Here is a 25,270-nt window from a genome sequence, read left to right as displayed (position 1 = left end):
TCTCCGGGACTCGACGGGCTTCACGTGCTTGAGGGGGTCCCCCGGGTTCCGGGGAGCCCGCGACGGGCGCGGAGGGGGCGGCGGAAGCGGCGGGTCTTTTGTGGACATAATGCGACTAATCCTAAACGCGGCCGGGCCCGGTCCTCCGATCGGATACCCACCCCGGGTAGGGTTCCGCGCATGACCCGCCCCACCTCGCGCACTCGGCGACCAGCAGTCCGGTGGCCCCGGCTGCTGCTGTTCGCCGCGCTGCTGCTGGGCATCGCGGGCATGCACACGCTGGGCCATCCGACTCCGGCCCACGCCATGGAGGACGTGCCGTCGGCCCGTTTCGTTCCCCGGGGCGGCCATGCGCCGTCCGGGGCGGGGCACGGCGGCCGACCGGTCGGGGCGCCGGACCCGGCCCCGGCGGACACGGCGGACACGGTGACCCCGTCGGACCTGGCAGCCGCGCGGGACCTGGCGGCCGCAGCCGCCACCACCGTCGAGGTGGCCACCGTCGAGGCCCCGCGCCCGCAGCACCACGGCATGGACCCCATGTCCGTGTGTCTCGCCGTGCTCGGCGCCCTCACCTTGCTGGTCCTCGGAGCCGGACTGGCCGGCCCGCGCCGTGCCGCGCCGCTCGGGGGTGCGGCACGCGCGCCGGGCCGGTCCGGCGGGCCGGACCCGCCGCCACCCCGCGAACTCCTCACCCTGCTGACGGTGCTGCGCGTATAGGCCGGGCTCCGTCGTCGCCCCCGCATGCCTTCGGGGCGGCGGCAGACGGTGCCCACCTGCCTGCCTCACACCATCACGAGGTGTTCCACCATGCGCTCTTCCGCTTCCTCCTCCCCCGCTTCCCCGCCCTCCCCGCCCTCTCCGCCCTCTCCCTCGAAGCCGTCCCGCCGCGCGCTCCTCGGCGCCGGCGCCGCCCTCGCCGGTTCCGGGCTGCTCGCCGCCTGCTCGGGCGGCTCCGGCATGGCCGGCATGGACCACGGCGCCGGCTCCACGGGCAAGGGGTCCGCCTCCCCCGCCGCCGGCGGCTACGTGGACCCGGCCGGCGCCGAGGTGCGGGCCGCCGAGGCCGCCCGCAAGGCAGCCGGCCCGCTCACCGAGGTCCGGCTGACGGCCACCGCCACCCCGCTCGACCTCGGCGCCGGCCGCTCCGTCCGCTCGTGGGCGTACGGGGACGAGCTCCCCGGCCAAGAGGTACGGGTCACCGCGGGCGGCACCCTCGCCCTGACCCTGGCCAACAACCTCCCCGAGGCCACCTCCCTGCACTGGCACGGCCTGGCCCTGCGCAACGACATGGACGGGGTGCCGGGGCTGACCCAGCGGGACATCGCCCCGGGCGGCTCGTTCACGTACAAGTTCGCCGTCCCGCACCCCGGGACGTACTGGTTCCACCCGCACTCCGGCGTCCAGCAGGACCGCGGCCTGTACGCGCCGCTGATCGTCGAGGACCCCGAGGAGCCCCTCTCCTACGACAAGGAGTGGGTGGTCGTACTCGACGACTGGCTCGACGGGGTGGACGGCTCCACCCCCGAAGCCGTGCTCGCCGAACTCCGCAAGGGCATGGACATGAGCGCGAGCGGCGGCGGCCACGCGGGCCACGGCTCCGGCTCCGGAGCCATGGGCACCCCCGCGCCCGCCGCCGGCGGGGGCCCCTCCCGGGTCCTCATGGGCGGAGTCAGCGAGGTCCTCGGCAAGGACCCGGGCGATGTCGCGTACCCGTACTACCTGGTCAACGGGCGCACCGCCGAGGACCCTTCGGTCTTCACCGCCCGGCCCGGCGACCGGATCCGGCTCCGGATCATCAACGCGGGCGGGGACACCGCCTTCCGCATCGCCCTGGGCGGCCACGAGCTGACGGTCACCCACACCGACGGCTTCCCCGTCGAGCACGCCACCGCCCGCTCGCTGCTGCTGGGCATGGGCGAGCGCTACGACGTCCTGGTGACGGCGGGCGACGGGGTGTTCCCGCTGACCGCGCTCGCCGAGGGCAAGGGGGACTCCGCGTCGGCGCTCGCGGTGCTGCGCACCGGTTCGGGGGCGGCGCCGACCGGCGCGACCCGGCCCGCCGAGCTGACCGGGCGCCCGCTGACGGCGGACGTCCTGAAGGCGGCGGAGCCGGTGGCACTGGCGGCGCGCGAACCGGACCGCACGGTGCGGATCAAACTGACCGGCGGGATGGCGAAGTACGACTGGGCCTTCGACGGCAAGCCGTACGCCCCGGACCAGCGGCACCCGGTGAAGGCGGGGGAACGGGTCCGGCTGGAGTTCGAGAACTCCACGACGATGTGGCACCCGCTCCACCTGCACGGGCACACCTTCGCCCTCGGCGGCCGGCCGGGCGGGGCCCGCAAGGACACCGCGGTGGTCCTTCCGAACGGGAAGCTGACGGTGGACTTCGACGCCGACAACCCCGGTCTGTGGATGGTGCATTGCCACAACGTCTTCCACGCGGAGGCCGGGATGATGACGGTGCTGGGCTACCTGCGCTAGCCGGATCCCACCCCGGACGGGGCCCGGCGGCGCGCCTTGCCACGCGCGCCGCCGGGCCGGACGCGGGCGGTCGCGGCGGCGCGTGGGGGCTTGCGGGGCCGCCGTGGGGGGCCAAAATGCCCGGCCGGGAGGCCGAATTCCATGACAGGCTGTTGATCGTCACGCGCCGATTGCGACCTGAAGGATTCCCCGCCGGTATGAGCACCCCGCCGAACCCGCCCAGCACCCCGTCCGGCCCGCCGACGGAGCCCGCGGGCACCCCCGTACCCGAGGCGGCTCCCATACCGGCGCCCGCGCAGCCCCTGTCCCTCGACAAGCCCCCGGCCCTCGCACCGTCCCGGCCCCTGGCCCCCGCCCCGACCCTGACCGAGGCCCCGGCGCAGGCAGCGGACTCGGTCCCGGCGCAGCCCGAGGTCGCGGTGCCGGCGCAGCCTGAGGATGAGGTTCCGGCGCAGCCTGAGGATGAGGTTCCGGCGCAGCCTGAGGACGCGGTCCCGGCGCAGCCCTCGGACGCGGTCCCGGCCGCCGCCGGAGCGGGCGTACCCGCAGCGATCCCCGCGCAGCCCTCGGACCCGGCACCGGAAGCCGCCCGGGCCGAGCCAGCGGACGCAGTCCCGGCGCAGCCCGCGGATGCCGTCCCCGCGCAGCCCTCGGACGCGGCCCCGGCCGGCGCCGGAGCAGGCGTACCGGCAGCGGTTCCGGAGGCCGCCGCCGCGCCGCAGCCCGCCGCCCCGGCTCCCGCCGCCCCCGGCTCCTTCGCTCCGGTCGCCCCCGCCCCGGTGACCGCCGCCGCTCCCCCGGCGGCCGCGTGGGGAGCCCCGTACGGCGCCCCGGGCGCACCCGGCGCCCCCGGCGCCCCCGTACCCGCCAACCCCTGGGCCGCGCCCTCCGGCGGATACGGCGGCGGTTACCCCGGCGGCCCGCAGGGGCACGGCTTCCCGGCGGCGCCGGCCGACACGAACGGCCTGGCCGTCGCGGCCCTGGTCCTCGGCCTGTTCGGCATCTTCGTCGGCCTCGTCCCCTTCTTCTTCTGGGCCGGCGCCCTCCTCGCCCTCACCGGCACCGGCCTCGGCATCGGAGCCGTCGTCAAGTCCCGCCGCGGCGCCCCCCGCGCCACGATGGCCGCGATCGGCACCGTCCTCGGCGTCCTCGGCCTGGGTGCTTCCCTGGGTGGCTGGTTCATCACCGGGACCGTCATCGACAAAATCGACAAGACCGTCGCCGACAACCGCTCGCGCGACATCTACGACTACAACGACGAGGGCTACGACGGCTACGACGGCTACGGCTCCGCCACCCCCAGCGCCCCGGCGAGCCCGACACCCAAGCCCTCGCCCTCCGACATCCCGGGCATCACCTCGGCCCTGGCCTGGGGCGCGCCCTACACCTACGAGGACGGCGTCCAGGTCACCGTGCAGCGCGCGGTCCCGTACAAGCCTTCGTCCACCGCCTACCCGCCCGAGGCCCGCAACGGCAACGCGGTCAAGGTGACGGTGAAGATCGTCAACAACAGTGACGCCGCGCTCGACGTCAGCCTGGCCCTGCCGCACGCCCGCGGCGACCAGGGCACCGAGGCCGACATGGCCTTCGACGGCACCGTGCCGAAGATGTTCAAGGGCTCGGTGATGGCCGGCGAGTCGATGACCGGCACCTTCGCCTTCGTCGTGCCCAAGGGCACCAAGAACCTGCACTTCGAGATCTCGCCCGGCATCGAGTACGACGACGCGATCTGGAGCGGCCCGATCGGCTGAACCGGCGACTCCGGCGGCGCCGCCGCGCCCCCTGCGGACACGGCGACTCCGGCAACTCCCAGGACATCGCGTCAGAAAGACGATTAGACTGGGCCGCGTGCCTCAACTACGCCTCGCTCTGAATCAGATCGACTCGCAGGTCGGCAACATCGCCGCCAACGCCGACTCGGTCGTCCACTGGACCCGGCACTCCGCCGAACAGGGCGCCCACCTGGTGGCGTTTCCGGAAATGGTGCTGACCGGGTACCCCGTCGAGGACCTCGCCCTGCGCGGCTCCTTCGTCGAAGCGTCCCGCCGGGCCCTGCTGGAACTCGCACGGCGCCTGGAGGCCGAGGGCTTCGGGGACCTCCCGGTCGTCGTCGGCTACCTCGACCGTACGGAGAAGGCCGCGCCCCGGCTCGGCCGCCCGGCGGGGTCCCCGGAGAACGCGGCCGCCGTGCTGTACGGCGGGCAGGTCGTCCTGCGCTTCGGCAAGCACCACCTCCCCAACTACGGCGTCTTCGACGAGTTCCGGTACTTCGTGCCGGGCGACACCCAGCCGGTGATCCGGGTGCGGGGCGTGGACGTGGCCCTGGCGATCTGCGAGGACCTCTGGCAGGAGGGCGGGCGCGTCCCCGCCACCCGCTCCGCCGGGGCCGGGCTGCTGATCTCGGTCAACGCCTCCCCGTACGAGCGCAACAAGGACGACCTCCGCCTGGAGCTGGTGCGCAAGCGCGCCCAGGAGGCCGGCTGCACCCTCGCCTACCTGGCGATGATCGGCGGCCAGGACGAGCTGGTCTTCGACGGGGACTCGATCGTCGTCGACTCCGCCGGCGAGGTCATCGCCCGCGCCCCGCAGTTCTCCGAGGGCTGCGTCCTGGTCGACCTCGACCTGCCGGCCGCCTCGGCCACCCCCGTCGAGGGCACCGTCGACGACGGACTGCGCATCGACCGCGTGATCCTCACCGAGGAGCCGGTGGAGCCGTACGAACCCGTCGTGACGGGCGGCTACGCCGACCGGCTGGACGACGACGAGGAGATCTACGACGCCCTGGTCGTGGGTCTGCGCGCGTACGTACGGAAGAACGGGTTCCGGTCGGTCCTGATCGGCCTCTCCGGCGGGATCGACTCCGCGCTCGTCGCCGCGATCGCCTGCGACGCGATCGGCGCGCAGAACGTGTACGGCGTTTCGATGCCCTCCAAGTACTCCTCGGAGCACTCCCGCGGCGACGCGGCCGAGCTGGCGACACGGACCGGCCTGAACTTCCGGACCGTGTCGATCGAGCCGATGTTCGACGCGTACATGGGCGCGCTCGGCCTGACCGGGCTCGCCGAGGAGAACCTGCAGTCCCGGCTGCGCGGCACCCTGCTGATGGCGCTCTCCAACCAGGAGGGCCACATCGTGCTGGCCCCGGGCAACAAGTCGGAGCTGGCCGTCGGCTACTCCACCCTGTACGGGGACTCCGTGGGCGCCTACGGCCCCATCAAGGACGTCTACAAGACGGACGTCTTCCGCCTGGCCGAGTACCGCAACCGGGCGGCGGCCGAGCGCGGCGAGACCCCGCCGATCCCGGAGAACTCCATCGTGAAGCCGCCGAGCGCCGAGCTGCGCCCGGGGCAGGTGGACACGGACTCGCTGCCGGACTACCCCGTGCTGGACGGGATCCTGGAGCTGTACGTGGACCGCGACCAGGGCCTGGAGGCGATCGTCGCGGCGGGCTACGAGCCCGAGCTGGTCGCGAAGACCCTGCGGATGGTGGACACGGCCGAGTACAAGCGGCGCCAGTACCCGCCGGGCACGAAGATCTCAGCGAAGGGCTTCGGCAAGGACCGCCGGCTGCCCATCACGAACGGCTGGCGCGAGCAGGCGTAGGAGCGGGCCGGGTGGGGCCGGACCGGGCCGGGAGCCGACAACGACTCCCGGCCCGGTCCCGGTCCCGGCCTACGGCTTCACGGTGACGCGGGCCGCGATCGGCAGGTGGTCGCTGCCGGTGCGGGGCAGGGTCCAGGAGGCTTCGGGGGTGACCCCGCGGACCAGGATCTGGTCGATGCGGGCCATCGGGAACTGCGCGGGCCAGCTGAAGCCGAAGCCGTCGCCGGACGCGCCCTGGGTGGAACGCAGCTGCGAGGTGACCTCGGACAGGGCCCGGTCGTTGACGGTTCCGTTGAGGTCGCCGAGCAGGATGACCCGCTGCAGCGGTTCGGCGGCGAGCGCGGCGCCGAGGGCGTCGGCGCTGTTGTCGCGCTGGTTGGCGGTGAAGCCGGCGTTGAGCTTGACGCGGACCGAGGGGAGGTGGGCCACGAAGGCGGCCACCTCGCCGTGGGGGGTCTTGACGGTGGCGCGCATGGCCCGGGTCCAGCCCATCTTGATGTCGACGGGCTTGCTGGAGACCAGCGGGTACTTGCTCCAGAGCCCGACGGTGCCTTCGACGGAGTGGTACTTGTACGTCCCCGCGAGGGCCTTCTCGTAGACGGGGACGGCGCTGCCCTTGAGCTCGGTCAGGGCCAGTACGTCGGCCCCCGCCCCGGCGACCGAGGCGGCAGTGCCCGCGGGGTCGGTGTTGTCGGCGTCGACGTTGTGGGTGGCGACGGTGAGGTTGCCGCCGGCGTGCGCCTTGTCGGTGACCAGGCCGCCGAAGAGGTTCACCCAGACCGCGGCGGTCAGCAGTATCGCGATCAGCGCGGTCGCGGACTTGCGGAAGAGCGCGGCGGCGAACAGCACCGGGACGGCCAGGCCCAGCCAGGGCAGGAAGGTCTCGGTGAGGCTGCCGAGGTTGCCGATGTCGTTGGGCAGCTCGGCGTGGAAGATCATGACGAGCGAGATCAGCACCGCGAGCGCGGCGAGCACGATCCCCCGGCGCCAGATGCCCGGATCGCTCCGCAGCTCGGCCAGCCGGCGCCGGAGACCCTCTCGGGAGGGCTCGGGCTCCGAACCGTCGCTCCCCGTCTCCGTCATGTACGCCTGTGCCATGCCGCTGCCCTCACTGCCGTGCTCGCGCTCCGTCCCCGCCTCTTGACCCTAGGCGATATGCGGAGCGATCCGTGCCGATTGCGTCGGCCGTACGTCCGGGAGGACGAACGGCCCTGCGGCCGGGGTTCCGCTTGTCACCAAACGCGCACATTGCCCCGCGGCGCGGCCGCCGCGGCGAAGCGTGTCCCGTGCCACTTCCCGCCACGGCCCGGAGAGTGCCACCATGGTGAGGAGTCCGGGGACGCCGTAAGGGTGCCTCGAGATGAACATCAAGGAGCAGTTGCAATGACGCATGCCGTTTCGCCTGCCCGCGAAGCCGCCTCCCCCACCCTGTACGGAGGCACGGGCACCCGGCGCATCACCGTCCGCGACCTCACCCTCGCCAAGGAACGCGGCGAGAAGTGGCCCATGCTCACCGCCTACGACGCCATGACGGCGTCCGTGTTCGACGAGGCCGGCATCCCGGTCATGCTCGTCGGCGACTCGATGGGCAACTGTCACCTCGGCTACGAGACCACCGTCCCGGTGACGATGGACGAGATGACCCTGCTGTCGGCGGCCGTCGTACGCGGCACCAGCCGGGCCCTGATCATCGGCGACCTGCCCTTCGGCTCCTACCAGGAGGGCCCCGTACAGGCCCTGCGCAGTGCCACCCGGCTCGTCAAGGAGGCGGGGGTCGGCGCGGTGAAGCTGGAGGGCGGCGAGCGCTCGCTGGCCCAGACCGAGCTGATCGTGCAGTCGGGCATCCCGGTCATGTCCCACCTGGGCCTGACCCCGCAGTCCGTGAACGCCATGGGCTACCGGGTGCAGGGCCGCGGCGACGAGGCCGCGCACCGGCTGCTGCGCGACGCGAAGGCGGCGCAGGACGCGGGCGCCTTCGCGGTGGTGCTGGAGCTGGTCCCGGCCGAGCTGGCCGCCGAGGTCACCCGCTCCCTGCACATTCCGACGGTCGGCATCGGCGCGGGCTCGGAGTGCGACGCGCAGGTGCTGGTGTGGACGGACATGATGGGGCTGACCGGCGGAAAGATGCCGAAGTTCGTCAAGCAGTACGCGAACCTGCGCGCGACCATGGGCGACGCGGCGAAGGCCTTCGCCGAGGACGTGGTCGGCGGAACGTTCCCGCAGGAAGAGCACGCCTTCCACTGAGCGGAGGGCCGGCCGACGGCGCGCCCGCGGACCCCGCTGATGTTCTGTCGGTGCTCTGTGCGCGCGCTGTCGGTTGTTTGTCGGTGGGTTGTCAGTGCCGTCTGGTCCCATGGTGGACATGACGCGAAACGACAAGAATCCCCTGAACGGCTCGCACGCCGTAGAGGTCCGGGGGTTGGTCAAGCACTACGGCGAGACCAAAGCCCTCGACGGTGTGGACCTCGATGTCCGCGAGGGAACCGTCCTCGGGGTCCTCGGCCCCAACGGCGCGGGCAAGACCACCCTGGTCCGCATCCTCTCCACCCTGATCACCCCCGACGCCGGCACCGCCCGGGTCGCCGGCTTCGACGTGGTCCGCCAGCCGCGGCAGCTGCGCCGGACCATAGGCCTGACCGGCCAGTACGCCTCGGTCGACGAGAAGCTCTCCGGCTGGGAGAACCTCTACATGATCGGCCGGCTGCTGGACCTGTCCCGCAAGGACTCCCGCAGCCGCGCCGACGAGCTGCTGGAGCGCTTCTCCCTCACGGACGCCGCCAAGAAGGCCGTGATGACCTACTCCGGCGGCATGCGGCGCCGGCTCGACCTGGCCGCCTCGATGATCGGCAGCCCGGCCGTGCTGTACCTGGACGAGCCGACCACCGGTCTGGACCCCCGTACCCGCAACGAGGTCTGGGACGAGGTGCAGCGGATGGTCGCCGAGGGGGCCACCGTCCTGCTCACCACCCAGTACATGGAGGAGGCCGAGCAGCTCGCGAACGAGCTGACGGTCATCGACAAGGGCAAGGTCATCGCGAAGGGCAAGGTCGACGAGCTGAAGGCCCGCGTCGGCGGCCGGACCCTGCGGATCCGCCCCACCGACCCGGCCGACCTGCCGGGCATGGCCCGCTCCCTCGCGGAAGCCGGTCTGGACGGGGTCGCCGGTTCCCAGGCCGTCCCCGACGAGGGCGCCCTGCTGGTGCCGATCCTGGCCGACGAGCAGCTGACCGCCGTGGTGGGCCTGCTGGCGGCCCGCGGGTACGGGATCTCCGACATCAGCACCTACCTGCCCAGCCTGGACGAGGTCTTCCTGTCCATCACCGGGCAGAAGCCGACCGTCTCGGACTCCATCCCCAACCAGCAGACCGAGGAGGTCGCGGCATGAGCACCGTAACCACGACGAAGCCCAGCCCCACCGCGGCCGCCCCGGCCGGCGGGCCCGTCCGGGCGGACGAGGGCCGGATCGGCCTGCGGGGCAACCTGCGTCACATCGGCGCCCTGGCACGGCGCAACGTCCTGCAGATCAAGCAGGACCCGGAGTCGATGTTCGACGTCCTGTTCATGCCGATCATCTTCACGCTGCTGTTCGTCTTCGTCTTCGGCGGCGCGATCTCCGGCAAGGGCAACCAGGACGAGTACGTCAACTACGTGGTCCCGGGCCTGATGGCGATGATGGGCATGAACATCGCCATGGGTGTGGGCACCGGTGTCAACGACGACTTCAAGAAGGGCGTGATGGACCGCTTCCGGTCCATGCCCATCGCCCGCTCCTCGGTGCTCATCGCCAAGATCGTGGTCGAGCTCGGCCGCATGATGGTCGCCATCGCGATCCTGCTCGGCATGGGCTTCCTGCTCGGCCTGTCGATCAAGGGCTCGGTGCTGGACCTGTTCCTGTCCATCGGGTTGGCGGCGGTCTTCGGTTCCTCGCTCATGTGGATCTTCATCCTGCTGGGTCTCGCCATGAAGACCCCCCAGGCCGTCCAGGGCATGGCGATGCTGGTCCTGATGCCGCTGCAGTTCGGCAGCTCGATCTTCGCCCCGCCGACGACGATGCCCGGCTGGCTGCAGAGCTTCACCGACGTCAACCCGCTGTCCAACCTGGCCGACGCGGCCCGCGCCCTGATCAACGGGACCCCGCTGGGCAACTCCGTGTGGATCACGCTGGCCTGGTCGGTCGGCATCACGCTGGTGACCATGCCGCTCGCTGTGCGGAAGTTCCGCCAGAAGACCTGATCCGCGGACCGGTCCGTTCCGGATCGCGTCCCGGGCGGACCCGCACGGGTCACACCAAGGCGGTGGCCTCCTCCAGGGTGAGGCCGCCGCCTTCGGCGTACGCCGCCTCGTACGCGGCGTCGCCGAGCGCGGCCCGGGCCAGGCGCTCGGCCTGCTCGGCGTCCGCGCGCTCGGTGGTGACCGGGAAGTGGGCGGGCGGCAGCAGCGCGCGGTAGGCGCCGATGAGCCGCGCGGCGTCGTACGCCCGGACCCGGCCGCCGAGTTGCGCGAGGGAGCGGGCCCCGGTGATCAGGTACGCGGCCGGGAGGTGCGGGGCGAGCATCATGGAGAGGGGGTCCCGGACGGCTTCGATCGCCTGGCGGAGCCGGGCGATGGCGTCCTCGTACCGGCCCTCCTCGTTGTCGACCCAGGCCAGCAGGCCGAGCAGGAAGCCGTCGAACATGGCGAACGCGCCGACGGCGAACTCCTCGCGCAGGGACTGGAGCCGGGCGCGGGCTTCGGGGAGGCGGCCGGTGCGGCCGTAGATGCAGGCGAGGAACATCTGGGCGGCGGGCAACGCCTCGTTGCCGAACTGGTGGATGGCGCCGGCGAGCAGGCCGGTGAGGAGCTCCTCGGCCTCCTCCAGGTGGCCGTCCTCGGCGAGGGTCCCGGCCATGCGCACCTGCATCATCGTGACCTGGGCCTTGGCCCCGAGCCGCCCGGCGTACTCGATCGCGGCGCGGTAGTCCTGGGCGGCCAGGGCGTACTCCCCGCGCTTCTCCCGGGCCTCGGCGCGGGCGGAGAGGGCTTCGGCGCAGCCCCAGTCGTCGCCGAGGGACGCGTAGAGGGCGAGGCTCTCCTCGGCGTCGCGCGACGCGTCGCCGGCCCCGTCGGCGCGGTTGGCGAGGACGTTGGCCCGGAGCTGGAGGGCGGAGGCCAGCTCCCAGCGGTAGCCGAGCGCGCGGGCCGTCTCCACGGTCTCCTCGGTGGCGCGGTGGAGCAGCTCGGCGTCCCCGGAGATCATGACGGCGTAGATCCACAGGAAGGAAGGGGCCCGGCAGGTCTGCGGCAGCCCCGGGCGGTAGGCGGCGACCACGCCCTCGGCCTGGGCGCGGACCTCGGGGGTGGACCAGGTGGAGCTGATCTGGTCGCGGGCGACCAGACACAACAGCTGGATGCCGCGCCAGGCCTCGGTGAGCAGTTCACCCTCGTAGGGCGGGGGCGTGTCGACGATCTGCTCGTAGACGGGTGGGGCGGGGACGACCGGCGCGGCGAAGGGGTCCGGGCCGAGGGCTGCGGCGGCGCCCGCCCAGTGGCGGGTCTCGGCGCGCAGATCGTGCATGTGCCAGTACCAGCCGAGGGAGTGCACGAGGCAGAGCACCTCGCCCACGTCCTTGGCGGCGACGGCGCGGCGCAGGGCGGTGCGCACGTTCTCGTACTCGGTGGCCAGCCGGTCCGCGGCGGCGCGCTGGCCGTGGCCGCGCAGCAGCGGCTCGGTGGTGCGGGCGAGTTCGCGGTAGTGGGTGAGATGGCGCTGCTCGGTCTCCGCCCGGTCCTCGCCGGCTTCGGCGAGGCGGTCGGCCGCGTACTCGGCGACGGTCTCCAGAAGGCGATAGCGCATCCCGGCGGGGCCGTCGGGGGCGGCGACGACGAGGGACTTGTCCACGAGGGATCCGAGCAGGTCGGCGACGTCGGCGCCATCGAGGTATCCACCGTCCGCGCAGACCGCCTCGGCGGCGGCGAGGTCGCAGCCGCCGGCGAAGACGGACAGCCGGCGCAGTACGGCCCGTTCGGGCTCGTCGAGCAGGTCCCAGGACCAGTCGACCACCGCGCGCAGGGTCTGCTGGCGGGGCAGGTGGGTGCGCGAGCCGCCGGTCAGCAGCCTGAACCGGTCGTCCAGCCGGTCGGCGATCTGGCGGGGGGTGAGCAGCCGCAGCCGGGCGGCGGCCAGCTCGATGGCCAGCGGCATCCCGTCGAGGCGCCGGCAGATCTCCACGGCGGCGGCCGGGTCCTCGTCCACGGTGAACCCGGCCCGGGCGGCGGCCCCGCGGTCGTCGAACAGCCGCAGCGCGACCGGGTCGGGCAGCGGGTCCACCGGGCGCAGGGTCTCCCCGGGCACGCCGAGGGGTTCGCGGCTGGTGGCCAGGATCTGCACGCCGGGGCAGCGCGCGAGCACTTCCTCGGCGAGGCGGGCGGCGGCGTCGACTACGTGCTCGCAGTTGTCGAGGATCAGGAGCATCCGGCGCCGCGCGCAATGCTCTGCGAGGCGGTCGAGGGGCCGGTCCCCGCGCTCGGTCAGCACCCGCATCTCCTCGGCGGAGCCGCCGCGCAGCTTGGTCTCCCGCGCCCCGAGCGCGGCGAGCACGGCCTCGGCGACGTCCTCCGGATCGTCCACGGGGGCCAGCTCCACGAACCAGACCCCGTCGGCCCAGGCGGGGGCGGAGCCGGGCCCGCCACGGGTGGAGGCGTGGCCGGCCGACGGGTGCCCGGGGCCGGCGGGCCGTGCGTCCGGTGTGCCGCGGCCTGCGCGGGCGTGTGCCTCGGCGGCCTCCTGCGACAGCCGGGTCTTGCCGGCGCCGCCGGGTCCGAGCAGGGTGACCAGCCGCGACCGGGCGAGGTCGTCGCCGATGACCCGGATGTCCTCTTCCCGCCCGACGAAGGTGGTCAGCCGCATCCGCAGGTTGCCCGCGCCCGGCCCGGGCGGCGGCACGTGACCGGCCCCGGCACCGGCGCTGTACGGATCCCCGCTCCCGGTCCCGGCGGGACCGGCCCGGCCCGGCCCGTCGGCGTGGGCGGAGCCTGGTCGGTCGGGTCCGGTCGCGTGGGCGGAGCGCGCTCCGTCAGGACCGGTCGCGTAGGCGGAGCCCGCGCCGGCAGGACCGGTCGCCTGGCCGGAGCCGTCAGGTCCGGGCATGGAGCCGGAGTCCGCCCGGTCGGGACCGGACGGGATCGCGGTGGCGGTCCCGTACGGCGCCGGGGCGGCGGCGATCCCGGACGGAGCCGGGAAGGACCCGTGCGGCTCGGACGGGGTGCCGGGCCGGCCGTCATGGCCCGGGCCCAGCCCGGGCCCGCCGGGTCCGTCCGGAGCGGCAGAGGAGCCCTGCACGATCCCGGCGGTCCCGGCGGTCGCGTCGGCCCCCGCCTGACCCGCCCGGCCTCGCGAGGCCTCGGCGGGGTGGCCGGGCCCCGGGTCGGAAGCGGATCCGACCTGCCCCGTCCGGTCGGGCCGGTCGGTCAGGGCCGTACGGCTGGTCCAGCCGGTCCCGGCCGTCGGCGCCGCCCGGTCCGGACCGCTCGGCGCCGGGTACCCGGGTCCGGTCAGCGGGGCGGAACGCCCGGGTGTCGCCGTCGGGCCGGGCCGGTGGGGGCCCGCCGTCGGGTCGGCCAGCAGGGCCGCGTGGAGGGCGCGGAGGGCGGGGCCCGGGGTGGTGCCCAGGCGGCCGGCCAGGTCGCGGCGGACCTCCTCGTAGGCGGCCAGTGCCTGCGCCGGGCGGCCCGCGTCGCGCAGCGCGCGGATCCGCAGGGCCTGCAGGAGTTCGTCCAGCGGAAGCCCCGCGCACAGCGCGGTCAGCTCTGGCAGGACCCGCTCCGCCTCCCCCAGCTCCAGCGCCGCGTGCAGGCGGCCCCGGCGCGCGTCGAGCCGTAGCGCCTCCCAGCGGGCGGCCTCCGGCCCGGTCCCGGAGCCCGGCAGGGAGCTCAGCGGCTCGCCCCGCCACAGGGCGAGGGCCTCGTCGTACAGGGCGGCCGCCTCCGCCGGCGAGGTGGTCTGTGCCGCCGCCCGCGCGAGCCGCTCGAAGCGGTACAGGTCGATGTCGTCCCGGGCCGCGACGAGCCAGTAGCCGCCCTCCCCGGACCCCACCGCCTCGCGGCCCAGCGCCCTGCGCAGCCGGCCCACCAGTGCCTGGAGCGCCGCGGGGCCGTCGGCGGGCGGGTCGCCGTCCCACACCTCTTCGATGAGCGAAGCTGCCGGGACCGCCCGGCCCGGCCGCAGCGCGAGCGCCGTCAGGAGCGCGCGCAGCCGCGCTCCGCCGACGGGCACGGTGCTCCCGTCGTCGCGGATGGCCTGGGTGGTGCCGAGCATCGCGTAACGCACCGGCCCATTGTCTCCGGCCCGGAGCTCCCCCGGGCGCCGCCTCCGGGATAGGTTCGCCGTATGGGTCCCCAGGGCAGTCCGAACCGCAGCCACCACCACCGCACTCACGATCGCGGCGACCGGCAGATCAGTCCCGTGTTCCTCGGCATCTTCGCCGTGATGGCGGTGACGGGGTGGGCCGTGTGGACGGGGTACTCGACCAGCACCGGGCTGGCCGTCTTCCTCTTCGTCACCGCGGCGTGGATCGTCTCCCTGTGCCTGCACGAGTACGCGCACGCCCGTACCGCCCTGCACAGCGGCGACCTCAGCGTCGGCGCGAAGGGCTACCTGACGCTGAACCCCCTCAAGTACACGCACGCGCTGCTCAGCATCATCCTGCCGGTGCTCTTCGTGATCATGGGCGGAGTGGGCCTGCCCGGCGGCGCGGTGTACATCGAGCGCGACCGCATCGAGGGCCGCTGGCGGCACAGCCTCATCTCGGCGGCGGGTCCGCTGACGAACGTCGCCTTCGCGGCCGTCTGCACGGCCCCGTTCTGGCTGAACGCCCTGGACGGGGTCCCGACGGCGTTCCGCTTCGCGCTCGGCTTCCTGGCGCTGCTCCAGGTCTCGGCGGCGATCCTGAACTTCCTGCCGGTCCCGGGCCTGGACGGCTACGGCATCATCGAGCCCTGGCTCTCCCACAAGGTCCGCCGCGAGGTGGCACCGCTGGCACCGTTCGGCCTGCTGGCCGTCTTCGCGCTGCTGTGGATCCCGGAGATCAACGCGTACTTCTTCGACGCGGTGTACGGCGTCCTGTCGGCCCTGGGCGTCGGCGAGCTGGAGTCCTACTGCGGCCGCGACCTCTACCAGTTCTGGCAGGACACCAACGGCCTCTGCCAGGCGCCCTAGGTGGTGCGGTCGAAGCGTTCGACCTTGCCGTTGGTCTGGGGCCGGTAGGGCCGGGCCAGCTGGTAGCGGGTCAGGACGCGGGGGCACGAGGGCCTTTCGGTGGGTCAGTGCGCATGGGCTGCATCTGGTCTTCGCGCCGACGCGGGAGGAGGCGGCGTGGGCGGCGGAGCGGATGGACGCGGAGGGAGATCAGCTGGCCCTGCCGCTGGCGTTGAGCAGGCGTCTCAGCTCTCGGCGGGGGCGGCGGGCCGGTCTGCTTGCCGGGAATCGGATCGCCGTCAACGGGGTTGGTGGGGGATGAACCGTTGATCGCCATCAACGGGGTTGGTGGGGATGAGCCGTTATTGGAGAGCCATGCGAGCGATTCAGGTGTACGAAGTGGGCGGTCCCGAGGTGCTGCGGGAGGTCAAGGTGGACCAGCCGCGGCCGGGTCCGGGCGAGGCGGTCGTGGAGGTCGCCGCATCCGGGGTCAACTTCCTCGACGTCTACCACCGCGAAGGCCGGTACAGCCTCCCGCTGCCCTTCACCCCGGGCTCTGAGGGCGCCGGCACGGTCGTCGAAGTCGGACCCGGCGTCGCCGACGTCGCAGTCGGGGACCGGGTCGGTTGGGTGGAGATTCCCGGCACGTATGCCGAGCGGGCCGTCGTGGACTCCTCCCGGCTGGTGCCGCTGCCCGACGACATCGGCTTCGAGACAGCCGCCGCCGTGCTCCTCCAAGGCATGACCGCGCACTATCTCGTCAAGGACGCCTATCCGGTTCAGGGGGGCGACACGGTGCTCGTGCATGCGGCTGCCGGTGGCATGGGGCTGCTTTTGACCCAGCTCATCACCCATCTCGGCGGCAGGGTGATCGGCACGACGTCGACCACGGCTAAGGCCGAGCTGGCGAAGCGTGCCGGGGCCGCCGAGGTGATCCTTTCCTCCGCAGTCGACGATCTCGCAGCCGAGGTGAGGCGGCTCAACGGCGGTCAGGGACTGCCGGTCGTCTTCGACGGCGTCGGCGCGCACACCTTCGATGCGAGCCTCGCCAGCCTGCGAACCCGCGGCCATCTCGTGCTCTTCGGCGCGGCAAGCGGTGCCGTGCCGCCGTTTGATCCGATTCGGCTCGCCCACGGCGGTTCGCTGACCCTGATCCGGCCCAGCCTCGGGGACTTCATCGCCGATCGGTCCGAACTGCTCCGACGGGCCGCCGATGTGTTCGAGTGGGTGCGCTCCAAGGCGCTTGAGGTCACCGTGACGGGCCGCTACGCCTTGTCCGAGGCTGCCCAGGCCCACAGCGATCTGGAGGCGCGGCGTACCACCGGCAAGCTGCTCGTCGTACTCGATGCGGCCGCTATGGGACGCCGCGAGGAGACGCAGAGCTGATCGCGGGTGACGAGGTCGGGGATCTTGGAGACTGGGATGTCGAGGGCATGGCCGACCGTCATCGCCGAGATCCCCGACACCGTCAGGCACTCGGCAGGCCAAGATCGAGTTCCACCCGTCCACAACCTCCCGGGACGGAACGCCTAGGGCCCACCCGGGCCGGGCTCCGGCTCAGCCCGCGGCGCGAGCCGCTGCCGCGGCCTTCTCGACCTTCGCCTTGCGCACGTAGAACCACGCCATGTTCGACGTGATGCCCGCCATCAGCACCCACACGATCCCGAGCAGACTGCCCTCGACGAAGGAGACCACCGCGGCGGCAGTGGCGAGGACGCAGAGGACGACGGCGAACACGGCAAGGCGGGGCATGGCGAGGGCTCCTCGAAGACACTGAAGCGGTTCAAGCCCCTCCAGTGTCCCCCATGCCCCGGCGTGCTCCCGTCCGGTTGATTTCCCCCATCCCGTGATCTTTTCCTCCGCCCGCCGCTACGGTTCGCCGGAGACGCACCGCGCAGGGGGGTGCGGAAGGATCTGGGGGAAACATGCAGGAGATCCCGAAGGGCGCGAACGTCAGCCTGACCGCCCTCAGCGAGGACGCCGGGGCCGTCGTCGTGAGCTTGGGCTGGAGCAGCGCTTCGGGGGCGGGCGACGCCGACGTCTCGGTGCTGCTGCTGGACGAGAACGGCAAGGTCCGCGACGAGAACGACTTCTACTTCTACAACAACCCGGCGGCCGCCGACGGAAGCGTGCAGCTGCTGGGCAAGGTGCCGACCGACAACGGCGACGAGGACCGCATCAGCGTGGACCTGACGGCTGTACCGGAGGGTGTCGCGCGGATCGTCGTGGCGGCCAGCCGGTACGCAGGCGCACGCTTCGGAGACCTCGACGACCTGAGGATGACGGTCGCGGACCGCTCCGGGGAACCGCTGGTCGGCTACTCCATCGACGACGCGGGCGTGGAGACCGCCTTCATCTTCGGCGAGCTGTACCGGCGGGGCGAGGAGTGGAAGTTCCGCGCGGTCGGCCAGGGGTACGAAACCGGCCTGGCGGGGCTGGCCACGGACTTCGGCATCCCGGTGCTGGAGGAATCCGAGGGACCCGAGGAGGCCGAAGAGGCCGAAGAGGCCAAGCTCGGTGGTGAGCGGGAGCCGGAGGAGCTCGCTGACCCGGCGCAGGCCGCGCAGGGCCTCGGAACGGCCGATGCGGCGGCGGCCTTCCCGGCCGCCCCACCCGTCCCCGAACCCGCCGCCGAGCCCGTCGACGGGACCAGGCCCCAGCCCGAGCCCGACGGGGCGGCCGCTCCCGTCGCCGTACCGGCACAGACCCGCGGCCGGGGTCCCCGTACGACCAGGAAGAAGGTCACCCTGCCCAAGGTGGCCAAGAAGTCCCTGGCCGAGAACGACTCGTGGAGCCCGGCCCGCCTGTTCCCCGTCCCCTCCCTGAAGAGCGACAGGGAGCGGGAGGTGCGCGCCACCTCGGTGCTGCTGTCGGTCATGGCGCAGGTGCCGGAGTTCGGCCGCCGCCTCACCGCCGGGTTCGGCGCGCCCGCCGGCCGGATGCAGACCTTCACGGAGGTCTCCCTCCCCCACGGGGACACGCCCCGGCGCCCGGACGGGGTGATCCGGGTGGAGCGCGCGGGCAAGCTGTGGACGGCGCTCGTGGAGACGAAGACGAACGGCAACCCGCTCAAGGCGGAGCAGGTCCAGGCGTACATGGACATTGCCGCGCGCCGCGGCTACGAGGCCGTGATCACCCTCTCCAACGACGTGGCCCTGGAGGGCCGCCCGATGGTGGAGGTGAAGGTGGACGGCCGGCGCAAGCACAAGGTCAGCCTCTGGCACCTGTCCTGGGCCGAGGTCGCCCACCAGGCGCAGATGCTGATCCGCCACGAGGGCGTGGGCAACGCCGCACACGCCTGGCTCCTCCAGGAACTCCTGGAGTACCTGCGGCACGAGCAGTCGGGCTGCCACGGGTTCCAGAACATGGGCGCGGCCTGGGTGCCCGTACGCAAGGGCATCGAGGACGAAACCCTCGGCCACGGGGACGCCCGGACCGTGGAGGTGGTGGAGAGCTGGGAGCGGCTGATCCGTCAGGTCTGCCTGCGTCTCGGCGGGGAGCTCGGGCAGAAGGCGCTGCCGGTGCAGCGGGCCCGGCGGGGCAGCGATCCGCAGGCCCGGCGGGTCGCGGCGGCGGACCGGCTGTGTGCGGACGGGAAGCTCTTCGCCGAGCTGCGCGTCGACGGGACCACCAGTGTCATCGCGGTGAGCGCCGACCTCAGGACCTCCAAGGTGCGCACCACCGTCGACGTGCCGGCCCCGGAGGGCGCGTACCCGCTGGTCATGGTGAAACGGCTGCTGAAGCTGCTCGCCGAGGCTCCGGCGGACCTGCACGTGGAGAGCCTCCTCGATGCCGGGCCGGGCGCCGGGGCGGGTCCGGGGAGCGGGCCGCGCGGCACGCTGGAGCGGCTGCGGCCCGAGCCGGGCGATCTGCTGCCCGCGGAGGGCTCGACCGTCGTCGGTTTCCGGCTGTCGCTGCTCAAGGGAATGGGGAGCACGCGGGGGAACACGGAGTCCGGGTTCATCCGCAGCGTGGACGATGCCGTGGAGCGCTTCTACCACGGCGTCGTGGCGCACCTGGGGCCGATCGAGCCGCGCGGCGGCCGCCGCGGCTGAGGGTCCGGACACGGGCCCGCCCGTCCTGCGGTGACGGGTGGGCCCGGTGGCGGGATCGGCGGTGGGATCCGTCCGCTCAGACGTCCGTGATGCGCAGGCCCGCGTGGGCCTTGTAGCGGCGGTTGGTGGAGATGAGGTTGGCCACCAGGGATTCGACCTGGTGGGCGTTGCGCAGGCGGCCCGCGAAGACGCCTCGCATGCCGGGGATGCGGCCGGCGAGGGCCTGGACGATGTCCGTGTCCGCGCGGACCTCGCCGAGGACCATCACGTCGGTGTCGATCTCGTCGATCGACTCGTCCTGGAGGAGCACCGCCGAGAGGTGGTGGAAGGCGGCGGTGACGCGGGAGTCCGGGAGGAGGGCGGCGGCCTGCTGGGCCGCGCTGCCCTCTTCGACCTGGAGGGCGTACGCGCCCTGCTTGTCGAAGCCGAGCGGGTTGACGCAGTCGACCACGAGCTTGCCGGCGAGCTCCTCTCGCAGCGATTCCAGGGTCTTGGCGTGGCCCTCCCACGGCACCGCGATGATCACGATGTCGCTGCGGCGCGCGCACTCGGCGTTGTCCGCGCCCTCCACGCCGAGGCCGAGCTCGTCGGCGGCGGTCTGCGCGCGGTCGGCGGCGCGGGAGCCGATGATCACCTTCTGGCCGGCGCGGGCGAGCCGGTAGGCGAGGCCACGGCCCTGGTCGCCGGTGCCGCCGAGGACGCCGACGACGAGGCCGGAGACGTCGGGAAGGTCCCACGGGTCCTTGGCGGGGGCCTTGGCCGGGGCCTTCGCGGGCTGCTGCGTGCTGTCTGTGGAGGTCATGGGGGCGAGGGTAGCGGCGAGATCGTCAGAGGCGAATGCGCGGACGGTGTGAGATGCCCGGGGAGACGGGGGGTGGGGCGGGGTGGGAGATGGGGTGGGAGATGGGGGGAACCGCTCCTCTTTGTCCCTTCCATGCGGCAGGATGCCGGGTATGGACGCCGTGAGAGTCGCGCTGCTGCGCGAGGTGCTCGCCGGTACGCAGTGGCCCGGTGCCGCGCGCCGGTTCGCCGGGACGCTGCGGCGGTCGGTGGTGCCGGCCGGCGGGAACCTGCTGCTGGTCGGGACCGAGCAGTACGAGCCCTGGCACCTGGCGGCGCACCTGGTCGACGAGGCCGCCTGGTCGGGGCTGCCGGAGCTGGCGCCCACGCTCGTACGCCACCAGGTGCTGCCCGGTGACGCCCCGCACCTGTCGGTCGGGCTGAGCCGGCTGGAGGCGGCCCGGCGCGGTCACACGCTGCTGGTGGTGGCTCCGGAGCGGCCCGGGGGCGGGCTGCTGGAGCGGGTGCACGACGCCCGGCGCGCCGGGGCGACCGTACTGTCCATGGACGGCGGGGACGCGGATCTCGGGACGCTCGCGCACGAGGTGCTGTCCGTACCGGACGGGGCCGCCGAGCTGGACCTGGACACCGTGCAGCACCTGGTCAGCGCGGCGGCCGGGGAGAACAGCCTGCCGGTGCAGCGCGGGCCGAGGCGGTTCCGGGACCGGCTGGCGCGGCTGGCCGACCAGTTGGCCGCGCCGCCGCCCAGCCGCTGGTAGCCGGAGCGCCGGCCGGAGGCTACGGGGGCCTACGGAGTCCCTAAGGGGTTCCGGTGCCCTCTTCGGTCTCGCGGGTCTTGTCGTTCCATTTGGGGTCGTTCTGCCATTCGAGATTGCGCTCCTGCGCCGTCTCCATGGCGTGGTTCGCCTCTTCGGGTGTCGCGTAGGGGCCGAAACGGTCCTTCGCCGGGCACTCGGGGCCTTCCTCGACCTTCTTGTGGACCAGGCAGTAGTACCACTCGCCGGGTTTGCCCACCTGGCGCTTCTTGAACAGGGCCATCGTCAGGCTCCTCTCTCTGTCGCCATGCTGCCCCATACCCGCTCGATACACTCGCTCGTATGTCTGGCCAGTCGCTGCTCGTACCAGGCGAGCTCACTCCCGTCCGTTCCGTTCCCGGAAACATCCGCCGGCCCGAGTACGTGGGCAAGCCCGCGCCCACTCCGTACACCGGACCGGAGGTGCAGACGCCCGAGACCATCGAGGCCATGCGCATCGCCGGCCGGATCGCCGCCCAGGCGATGGAAGAGGCCGCCAAGCTGATCGCACCGGGGGTGACCACCGACGAGCTGGACCGGGTCGCCCACGAGTTCATGTGCGATCACGGTGCCTACCCCTCGACGCTGGGCTACCGCGGTTTCCCCAAGTCCCTGTGTTCCTCGCTCAACGAGGTCATCTGCCACGGGATCCCCGACTCGACCGTCCTGCGGGACGGCGACATCGTCAACCTCGACGTGACCGCTTACATCGGCGGGGTGCACGGCGACAACAACGCCACGTACCTCTGCGGGGACGTGGACGAGGAGTCGCGGCTGCTCGTCGAGCGCACCCGCGAGTCCCTGAACCGGGCCATCAAGGCCGTCAGGCCGGGCCGGCAGATCAACATCATCGGCCGGGTCATCGAGTCGTACGCGAAGCGCTTCGGCTACGGCGTCGTCCGGGACTTCACCGGTCACGGGATCAACTCGTCCTTCCACTCCGGCCTGATCGTCCCGCACTACGACAGCCCGCACGCCACCACCGTCATCGAGCCCGGGATGACCTTCACCATCGAGCCGATGCTGACCCTGGGCACCCACGAGTACGACATGTGGGAGGACGGCTGGACCGTGGTCACGAAGGACCGCAAGCGGACCGCGCAGTTCGAGCACACACTGGTGGTCACGGACACCGGGGCGGAGATCCTGACGCTCCCCTGACCCCGAACCGAGGAAATCGACTCGCGGAGGTTTTTACCGACAAGGCGTCGGCAACGCATTGACTTAGGTAAGCCTAAGCAGGAGGATCGGGTGTGGCGGCACGGCCGCCGTACCCGGCTCCCCCTTTTCCTTCCGATCTCTCGGAGGTCCGCCTTGGACGCCTTCTCCACCGTCATCCGTGTCGCCTCGCACGAGCAGCACACCGAGGCAGAGACCTCGACGTTCATGAGCGACCTGCTCGGCGGCCGGCTCGGGGTGGACGCGTACACGCGCTACACCGAGCAGCTGTGGTTCGTCTACAAGGCCCTGGAGGACGCCGCCGAGGCCCTCAGGGACGACGCGGTGGCCGGCCCGTTCATCCAGCCCGAGCTGATGCGCCTCGCCGAGATCGAGCGGGACCTGGCCCACCTGCGGGGTCCCGAATGGCGCGAGACCCTGGTCGCGCTGCCCGCCACCGAGGCCTATGCGGCCCGCGTGGCCGAGTGCGCCGAATCCTGGCCGGGCGGGTACGTGGCCCACCACTACACGCGCTACCTGGGCGACCTCTCCGGCGGCCAGATCATCCGCGACAAGGCCGAGCGGACCTGGGGCTTCGAGCGCAAGGGCGACGGCGTCCGCTTCTACGTCTTCGCGGACATCTCCAACCCGGCCGCCTTCAAGCGGACCTACCGCGAGCTGCTGGACACGATCGCCGCGGACGACCTGGAGAAGCAGCGCATCATCGACGAGTGCAAGCGCGCCTTCGACTACAACGGCGCGGTCTTCCGCGAGCTGGGCCGGCAGTTCCCGCTGAGCGCGTGACGCCTGCGGCGGGCTGAACGGGGAAGGGGGGTGGGCCCGATGGGCCCGCCCCCCTTCCGGGCTTCCCGCTCCCCGGGGCTCAGCCCCGGACCCCGCGCCTCAAGCGCCGGCGAGGCCGGATCTCGCGAAGCGGACGCGGCCGCCGATCTCCACGGTGCCGTCCGGGGCCGGGGCCGTGAGGATCTGGGAGCCCCTGCCCTGGGTGATGTTCAGGGCGCGGTTCAGTTCGGCCGTCAGCACGATCGCCGCCGAGCCGGTGGCCTCGTCCTCCGCGATCACGCCGTCGGGGCGGCGCGGGAAGCCGCGGGCCCGGATCCTGCCCGCGGCCTCGTCCTCCCAGGCCCAGGCGTACAGCCAGCCCTCGCCCGGCGGCGGGCTGGGCAGCGCGTCCACCTCGGCGGCGTCCGCGTACTGCTCGGTGCGCTTGCCCTCGACCCACTCGGGGCGGGCGGTGATCCAGGTGAACTCCCCGTCGTCGCGCGCCCATACGGCTCCCGCCGGGGGCTGGAGCTCCTCGATGTCGAGCAGCCACGCGACTCCGACCAACGGGTGCCCGGCGAAGGACATCCGGGTGCCGGGGGTGCGGATGTCGACGATCCCGCGCTCGGGATCGTCGACGAACACCGTCTCGCTGTAGCCCAGTTCGGCGGCCAGCGCCTGCCGGGAGGCATCGTCGGGGCAGGACCGGCCGTCGCGTACGACGCCCAGCGTGTTGCCGTGGCTGCCGTCACCCGCGCAGAAGACCTTGAGCACGTCCAGATCGTTCACGCGCGAATTGAAGCACGGGTCAGTTCTGGGCCGTACGCCGCCTGCGTGCCACGTAGACCGCACCCGCGCCCGCGGCGACGATGAGCGCGGAGGAGCCGAGCAGCGCGTCGGCCGGGATCTCGGCGCCGGTGGCGGCGAGGTTGCCACCGACGGTGCCGCCGCCTCCGGTGGTGCCGGTGCCGCCCGTGGTGCCGGTACCACCGGTACCGGCCGGGGGCGTGGGCAGGACCGCGCCCTTGTCCACGGAGACGGTCAGGTTGACGTCGTCCGCCCGGGTGCCCGTCGGGTACATGGAGCCGGTGGTGTCGTTGGCGAAGGTGGCGGAGCCCTCCGCCGTGAGCGCGGTGCGCACCGCGTTCAGGGTGAGCACGCCGTCCTTGGTCTTGTACTCGGCGTTCGAGAGGTCGAGCGTGGCGAAGGGGACGTTCGCCTTGACCCCGGCGGCCGTCTTCACGTCCAGGACCAGGGTGCCCTTGGCGCCCTCGGTGGTGATGCGGACGTTGCCGAAGGTCATGTCGATGCCGTGGGCCGCGTACTGGAAGCGCAGGTTGCCCGCGAAGGTGGCGGTCAGCTTCCGCGCCTTGGTGTCGAGGGCGCCCTTGCCGCCGGCGAAGGCGAAGCTGTCGCCGTTGGCGACCGCGCCGCCGGCGGGGGTGACGGTGCCGCCCGCGCTCTGGACGTACTTGCGGAAGGACTCCTTGACGCCCCAGGCCAGCTTGCCGTCGAGGATCTGCCGGGGGCCCTCGGCGGCCGGGGAGCTGGTGGAGGCGGAGGGGGAGGCCGGCTTCGACGGCGAGGGGGACGCCGGGACGGACGCCGACGGGGACGCGCTCTGCGAGGGCGAGGCGGAGGCGGAGGCGGAGGCGGAGGCGGAGGCGGAGGCCGAGGCGGACGGGGAGGGGCTGGGCTTGGGCGGCGGCGGGAACTCCAGTACGGCCGTCAGCGGGTCGCCCGCCTTGTCCTTGTAGCCGTCCGACCCGAGGAGCTTCGCGGCGTCCGCGGTCAGGGTGGTGGACAGGTTGGCCATGGACGGCCCGGTGAAGGCGACCTTGGCGAAGCCGACGTCCTTCGTCAGGACGCCGTCCCGGGTGACGTCGATGACCAGCGTCTTCGTGCCGGTGTCGATGCGCGGGTTCGCGAGCTTCACCTCGAAGCGGTGCGCGGCCGACTTGAAGGTGACGCTGCCCTTGAAGGCGGCGGTCACGAGGTGGGTGGCCGGGTCGTACTGACCGGTGGCCGAGCCGAAGGTGAAGCCCTTGCCGGTCTTCTTCGCGCCGTCCGCGACGGTGATCTCGCCCTGGGCGATGGTGGTGACGTAGGTGCGGTAGCTCTCCAGGACACCCCAGTCGAGGGTGCCGCCGACGACCGGGATCGTCGCGGGGGCGCCCTGCGCCGCGGAGACGGCCGGTGCGCCGCCCGCCGCGGTGGCGGGCAGGACGAACGCGGTGGCGCCGATCGCCGCGGCGGTGGCCACGGCGGCCGCGAGGGCGAGCGGACGGCTGATCGAAGACATGGCGGTGCTCCTGAACGGGGGGGTGGAGGAGGGGCGTAAGGGGGTGTGGTGCCCTGCGAGGGCAGGGCGAAGCCGAGCCCCGGCGGTACGGGGCCCTGAGGGTCCCGGCGGGGCTTGC

Annotated in this window: 20 protein-coding genes; 13 read left to right on the top strand and 7 right to left on the bottom strand. The window is 73.0% G+C overall.

Translation table 11 applies throughout. The features are described 5' to 3' along the window. The first annotated feature begins 180 nt into the window (after positions 1-180). The 4 genes from OG276_RS27010 (at position 181) to OG276_RS26995 (ending at position 6,087) form a co-directional block, all read left to right on the top strand. Entirely contained in the window at positions 181-717 is a 537-nt protein-coding gene (locus tag OG276_RS27010; protein WP_266909294.1) for a hypothetical protein, read from the top strand. Between the two features lie 90 nt (positions 718-807). Then, positions 808-2,484, top strand: coding sequence for a multicopper oxidase family protein (locus tag OG276_RS27005; protein WP_266909293.1), 1,677 nt, complete (start codon positions 808-810; stop codon positions 2,482-2,484). Positions 2,485-2,681: 197 nt separating this feature from the next. Then, on the top strand, positions 2,682-4,235 hold the full coding sequence (locus OG276_RS27000) for a DUF4352 domain-containing protein (RefSeq protein ID WP_266909292.1): 1,554 nt from the start codon (positions 2,682-2,684) through the stop codon (positions 4,233-4,235). Positions 4,236-4,332: 97 nt separating this feature from the next. Further along, complete coding sequence (locus tag OG276_RS26995) at positions 4,333-6,087, top strand: NAD+ synthase (protein ID WP_266909291.1); 1,755 nt, start codon at positions 4,333-4,335, stop codon at positions 6,085-6,087. Between the two features lie 69 nt (positions 6,088-6,156). Here OG276_RS26995 and OG276_RS26990 read toward each other — a convergent pair whose 3' ends face one another. Continuing rightward, entirely contained in the window at positions 6,157-7,185 is a 1,029-nt protein-coding gene (locus OG276_RS26990; protein ID WP_266909290.1) for an endonuclease/exonuclease/phosphatase family protein, read from the bottom strand. Between the two features lie 285 nt (positions 7,186-7,470). On the opposite strand from OG276_RS26990, the gene panB reads away from it, so the two are divergent. From panB to OG276_RS26975, 3 genes are all read left to right on the top strand, one after another. After that, positions 7,471-8,331: a 3-methyl-2-oxobutanoate hydroxymethyltransferase gene (gene panB, locus OG276_RS26985; RefSeq protein WP_266909289.1), complete on the top strand. Its 861-nt coding sequence runs from the start codon at positions 7,471-7,473 to the stop codon at positions 8,329-8,331. 109 nt (positions 8,332-8,440) lie between these two features. Next, entirely contained in the window at positions 8,441-9,472 is a 1,032-nt protein-coding gene (locus OG276_RS26980) for an ATP-binding cassette domain-containing protein (RefSeq protein ID WP_266909288.1), read from the top strand. Then, positions 9,469-10,320 carry an ABC transporter permease gene (locus OG276_RS26975; RefSeq protein ID WP_266909287.1) on the top strand — a complete coding sequence of 284 codons (852 nt, stop codon included), beginning with the start codon at positions 9,469-9,471 and terminating at the stop codon, positions 10,318-10,320. Before OG276_RS26980 ends, OG276_RS26975 begins: the two co-directional genes overlap by 4 nt. A 49-nt stretch (positions 10,321-10,369) precedes the next feature. Here OG276_RS26975 and OG276_RS26970 read toward each other — a convergent pair whose 3' ends face one another. Continuing rightward, a complete protein-coding gene (locus OG276_RS26970) occupies positions 10,370-14,380 on the bottom strand; it encodes a BTAD domain-containing putative transcriptional regulator (protein WP_266913131.1) in 4,011 nt (1,336 codons plus the stop codon). 72 nt (positions 14,381-14,452) lie between these two features. On the opposite strand from OG276_RS26970, the gene OG276_RS26965 reads away from it, so the two are divergent. Both OG276_RS26965 and OG276_RS26960 read left to right on the top strand, forming a co-directional pair. Then, complete coding sequence (locus OG276_RS26965; protein ID WP_266909286.1) at positions 14,453-15,280, top strand: site-2 protease family protein; 828 nt, start codon at positions 14,453-14,455, stop codon at positions 15,278-15,280. Positions 15,281-15,634: 354 nt separating this feature from the next. Then, positions 15,635-16,645: a quinone oxidoreductase gene (locus OG276_RS26960; RefSeq protein ID WP_266909285.1), complete on the top strand. Its 1,011-nt coding sequence runs from the start codon at positions 15,635-15,637 to the stop codon at positions 16,643-16,645. 171 nt (positions 16,646-16,816) lie between these two features. On the opposite strand, the gene OG276_RS26955 is transcribed toward OG276_RS26960, so the two are convergent. Then, positions 16,817-17,011 (bottom strand): hypothetical protein, encoded by a 195-nt coding sequence (locus OG276_RS26955; protein ID WP_266909284.1) that lies wholly within the window; start codon positions 17,009-17,011, stop codon positions 16,817-16,819. Between the two features lie 182 nt (positions 17,012-17,193). Between OG276_RS26955 and OG276_RS26950 the strand changes: the two genes are divergently transcribed. Beyond that, positions 17,194-19,314 carry a TerD family protein gene (locus OG276_RS26950; protein ID WP_266913129.1) on the top strand — a complete coding sequence of 707 codons (2,121 nt, stop codon included), beginning with the start codon at positions 17,194-17,196 and terminating at the stop codon, positions 19,312-19,314. 76 nt (positions 19,315-19,390) lie between these two features. On the opposite strand, the gene npdG is transcribed toward OG276_RS26950, so the two are convergent. Continuing rightward, positions 19,391-20,116, bottom strand: a complete 726-nt coding sequence (gene npdG / locus OG276_RS26945; RefSeq protein WP_266909283.1) for an NADPH-dependent F420 reductase — start codon at positions 20,114-20,116, stop codon at positions 19,391-19,393. 151 nt (positions 20,117-20,267) lie between these two features. Between npdG and OG276_RS26940 the strand changes: the two genes are divergently transcribed. After that, complete coding sequence (locus OG276_RS26940; RefSeq protein WP_266909282.1) at positions 20,268-20,873, top strand: hypothetical protein; 606 nt, start codon at positions 20,268-20,270, stop codon at positions 20,871-20,873. A 40-nt stretch (positions 20,874-20,913) separates the two neighbouring features. On the opposite strand, the gene OG276_RS26935 is transcribed toward OG276_RS26940, so the two are convergent. Next, a complete protein-coding gene (locus OG276_RS26935) occupies positions 20,914-21,153 on the bottom strand; it encodes a hypothetical protein (RefSeq protein WP_243329646.1) in 240 nt (79 codons plus the stop codon). Between the two features lie 59 nt (positions 21,154-21,212). Between OG276_RS26935 and map the strand changes: the two genes are divergently transcribed. Both map and OG276_RS26925 read left to right on the top strand, forming a co-directional pair. Next, positions 21,213-22,070, top strand: a complete 858-nt coding sequence (gene map / locus OG276_RS26930) for a type I methionyl aminopeptidase (protein WP_266909281.1) — start codon at positions 21,213-21,215, stop codon at positions 22,068-22,070. A 153-nt stretch (positions 22,071-22,223) separates the two neighbouring features. Beyond that, positions 22,224-22,871, top strand: a complete 648-nt coding sequence (locus tag OG276_RS26925) for a heme oxygenase (biliverdin-producing) (protein WP_266909280.1) — start codon at positions 22,224-22,226, stop codon at positions 22,869-22,871. Between the two features lie 99 nt (positions 22,872-22,970). Here the strand turns inward: OG276_RS26925 and OG276_RS26920 are convergent, their stop codons facing one another. Both OG276_RS26920 and OG276_RS26915 read right to left on the bottom strand, forming a co-directional pair. Next, on the bottom strand, positions 22,971-23,639 hold the full coding sequence (locus OG276_RS26920) for a PhzF family phenazine biosynthesis protein (RefSeq protein ID WP_266909279.1): 669 nt from the start codon (positions 23,637-23,639) through the stop codon (positions 22,971-22,973). A 19-nt stretch (positions 23,640-23,658) separates the two neighbouring features. After that, a complete protein-coding gene (locus tag OG276_RS26915; protein ID WP_266909278.1) occupies positions 23,659-25,152 on the bottom strand; it encodes an HtaA domain-containing protein in 1,494 nt (497 codons plus the stop codon). Between the last annotated feature and the right edge of the window lie 118 nt (positions 25,153-25,270).

Origin of the sequence: Streptomyces sp. NBC_00086 (assembly GCF_026343255.1) — a bacterium.
Taxonomy (GTDB): domain Bacteria; phylum Actinomycetota; class Actinomycetes; order Streptomycetales; family Streptomycetaceae; genus Streptomyces.
The sequence above is the reverse complement of the archived record's forward strand: the minus strand, read 5'-3'. Positions and strand labels throughout refer to the sequence as shown.

Coding starts and splice junctions, on each gene's coding strand:
- OG276_RS27010 (WP_266909294.1), top strand. CDS start 181: ATGACCCGCCCCACCTCGCGCACTCGGCGACCAGCAGTCCGGTGGCCC.
- OG276_RS27005 (WP_266909293.1), top strand. CDS start 808: ATGCGCTCTTCCGCTTCCTCCTCCCCCGCTTCCCCGCCCTCCCCGCCC.
- OG276_RS27000 (WP_266909292.1), top strand. CDS start 2,682: ATGAGCACCCCGCCGAACCCGCCCAGCACCCCGTCCGGCCCGCCGACG.
- OG276_RS26990 (WP_266909290.1), bottom strand. CDS start 7,185: ATGGCACAGGCGTACATGACGGAGACGGGGAGCGACGGTTCGGAGCCC.
- panB (WP_266909289.1), top strand. CDS start 7,471: ATGACGCATGCCGTTTCGCCTGCCCGCGAAGCCGCCTCCCCCACCCTG.
- OG276_RS26980 (WP_266909288.1), top strand. CDS start 8,441: ATGGTGGACATGACGCGAAACGACAAGAATCCCCTGAACGGCTCGCAC.
- OG276_RS26975 (WP_266909287.1), top strand. CDS start 9,469: ATGAGCACCGTAACCACGACGAAGCCCAGCCCCACCGCGGCCGCCCCG.
- OG276_RS26970 (WP_266913131.1), bottom strand. CDS start 14,380: ATGCTCGGCACCACCCAGGCCATCCGCGACGACGGGAGCACCGTGCCC.
- OG276_RS26965 (WP_266909286.1), top strand. CDS start 14,453: ATGGGTCCCCAGGGCAGTCCGAACCGCAGCCACCACCACCGCACTCAC.
- OG276_RS26960 (WP_266909285.1), top strand. CDS start 15,635: ATGCGAGCGATTCAGGTGTACGAAGTGGGCGGTCCCGAGGTGCTGCGG.
- OG276_RS26955 (WP_266909284.1), bottom strand. CDS start 17,011: ATGCCCCGCCTTGCCGTGTTCGCCGTCGTCCTCTGCGTCCTCGCCACT.
- npdG (WP_266909283.1), bottom strand. CDS start 20,116: ATGACCTCCACAGACAGCACGCAGCAGCCCGCGAAGGCCCCGGCCAAG.
- OG276_RS26940 (WP_266909282.1), top strand. CDS start 20,268: ATGGACGCCGTGAGAGTCGCGCTGCTGCGCGAGGTGCTCGCCGGTACG.
- OG276_RS26935 (WP_243329646.1), bottom strand. CDS start 21,153: ATGGCCCTGTTCAAGAAGCGCCAGGTGGGCAAACCCGGCGAGTGGTAC.
- map (WP_266909281.1), top strand. CDS start 21,213: ATGTCTGGCCAGTCGCTGCTCGTACCAGGCGAGCTCACTCCCGTCCGT.
- OG276_RS26915 (WP_266909278.1), bottom strand. CDS start 25,152: ATGTCTTCGATCAGCCGTCCGCTCGCCCTCGCGGCCGCCGTGGCCACC.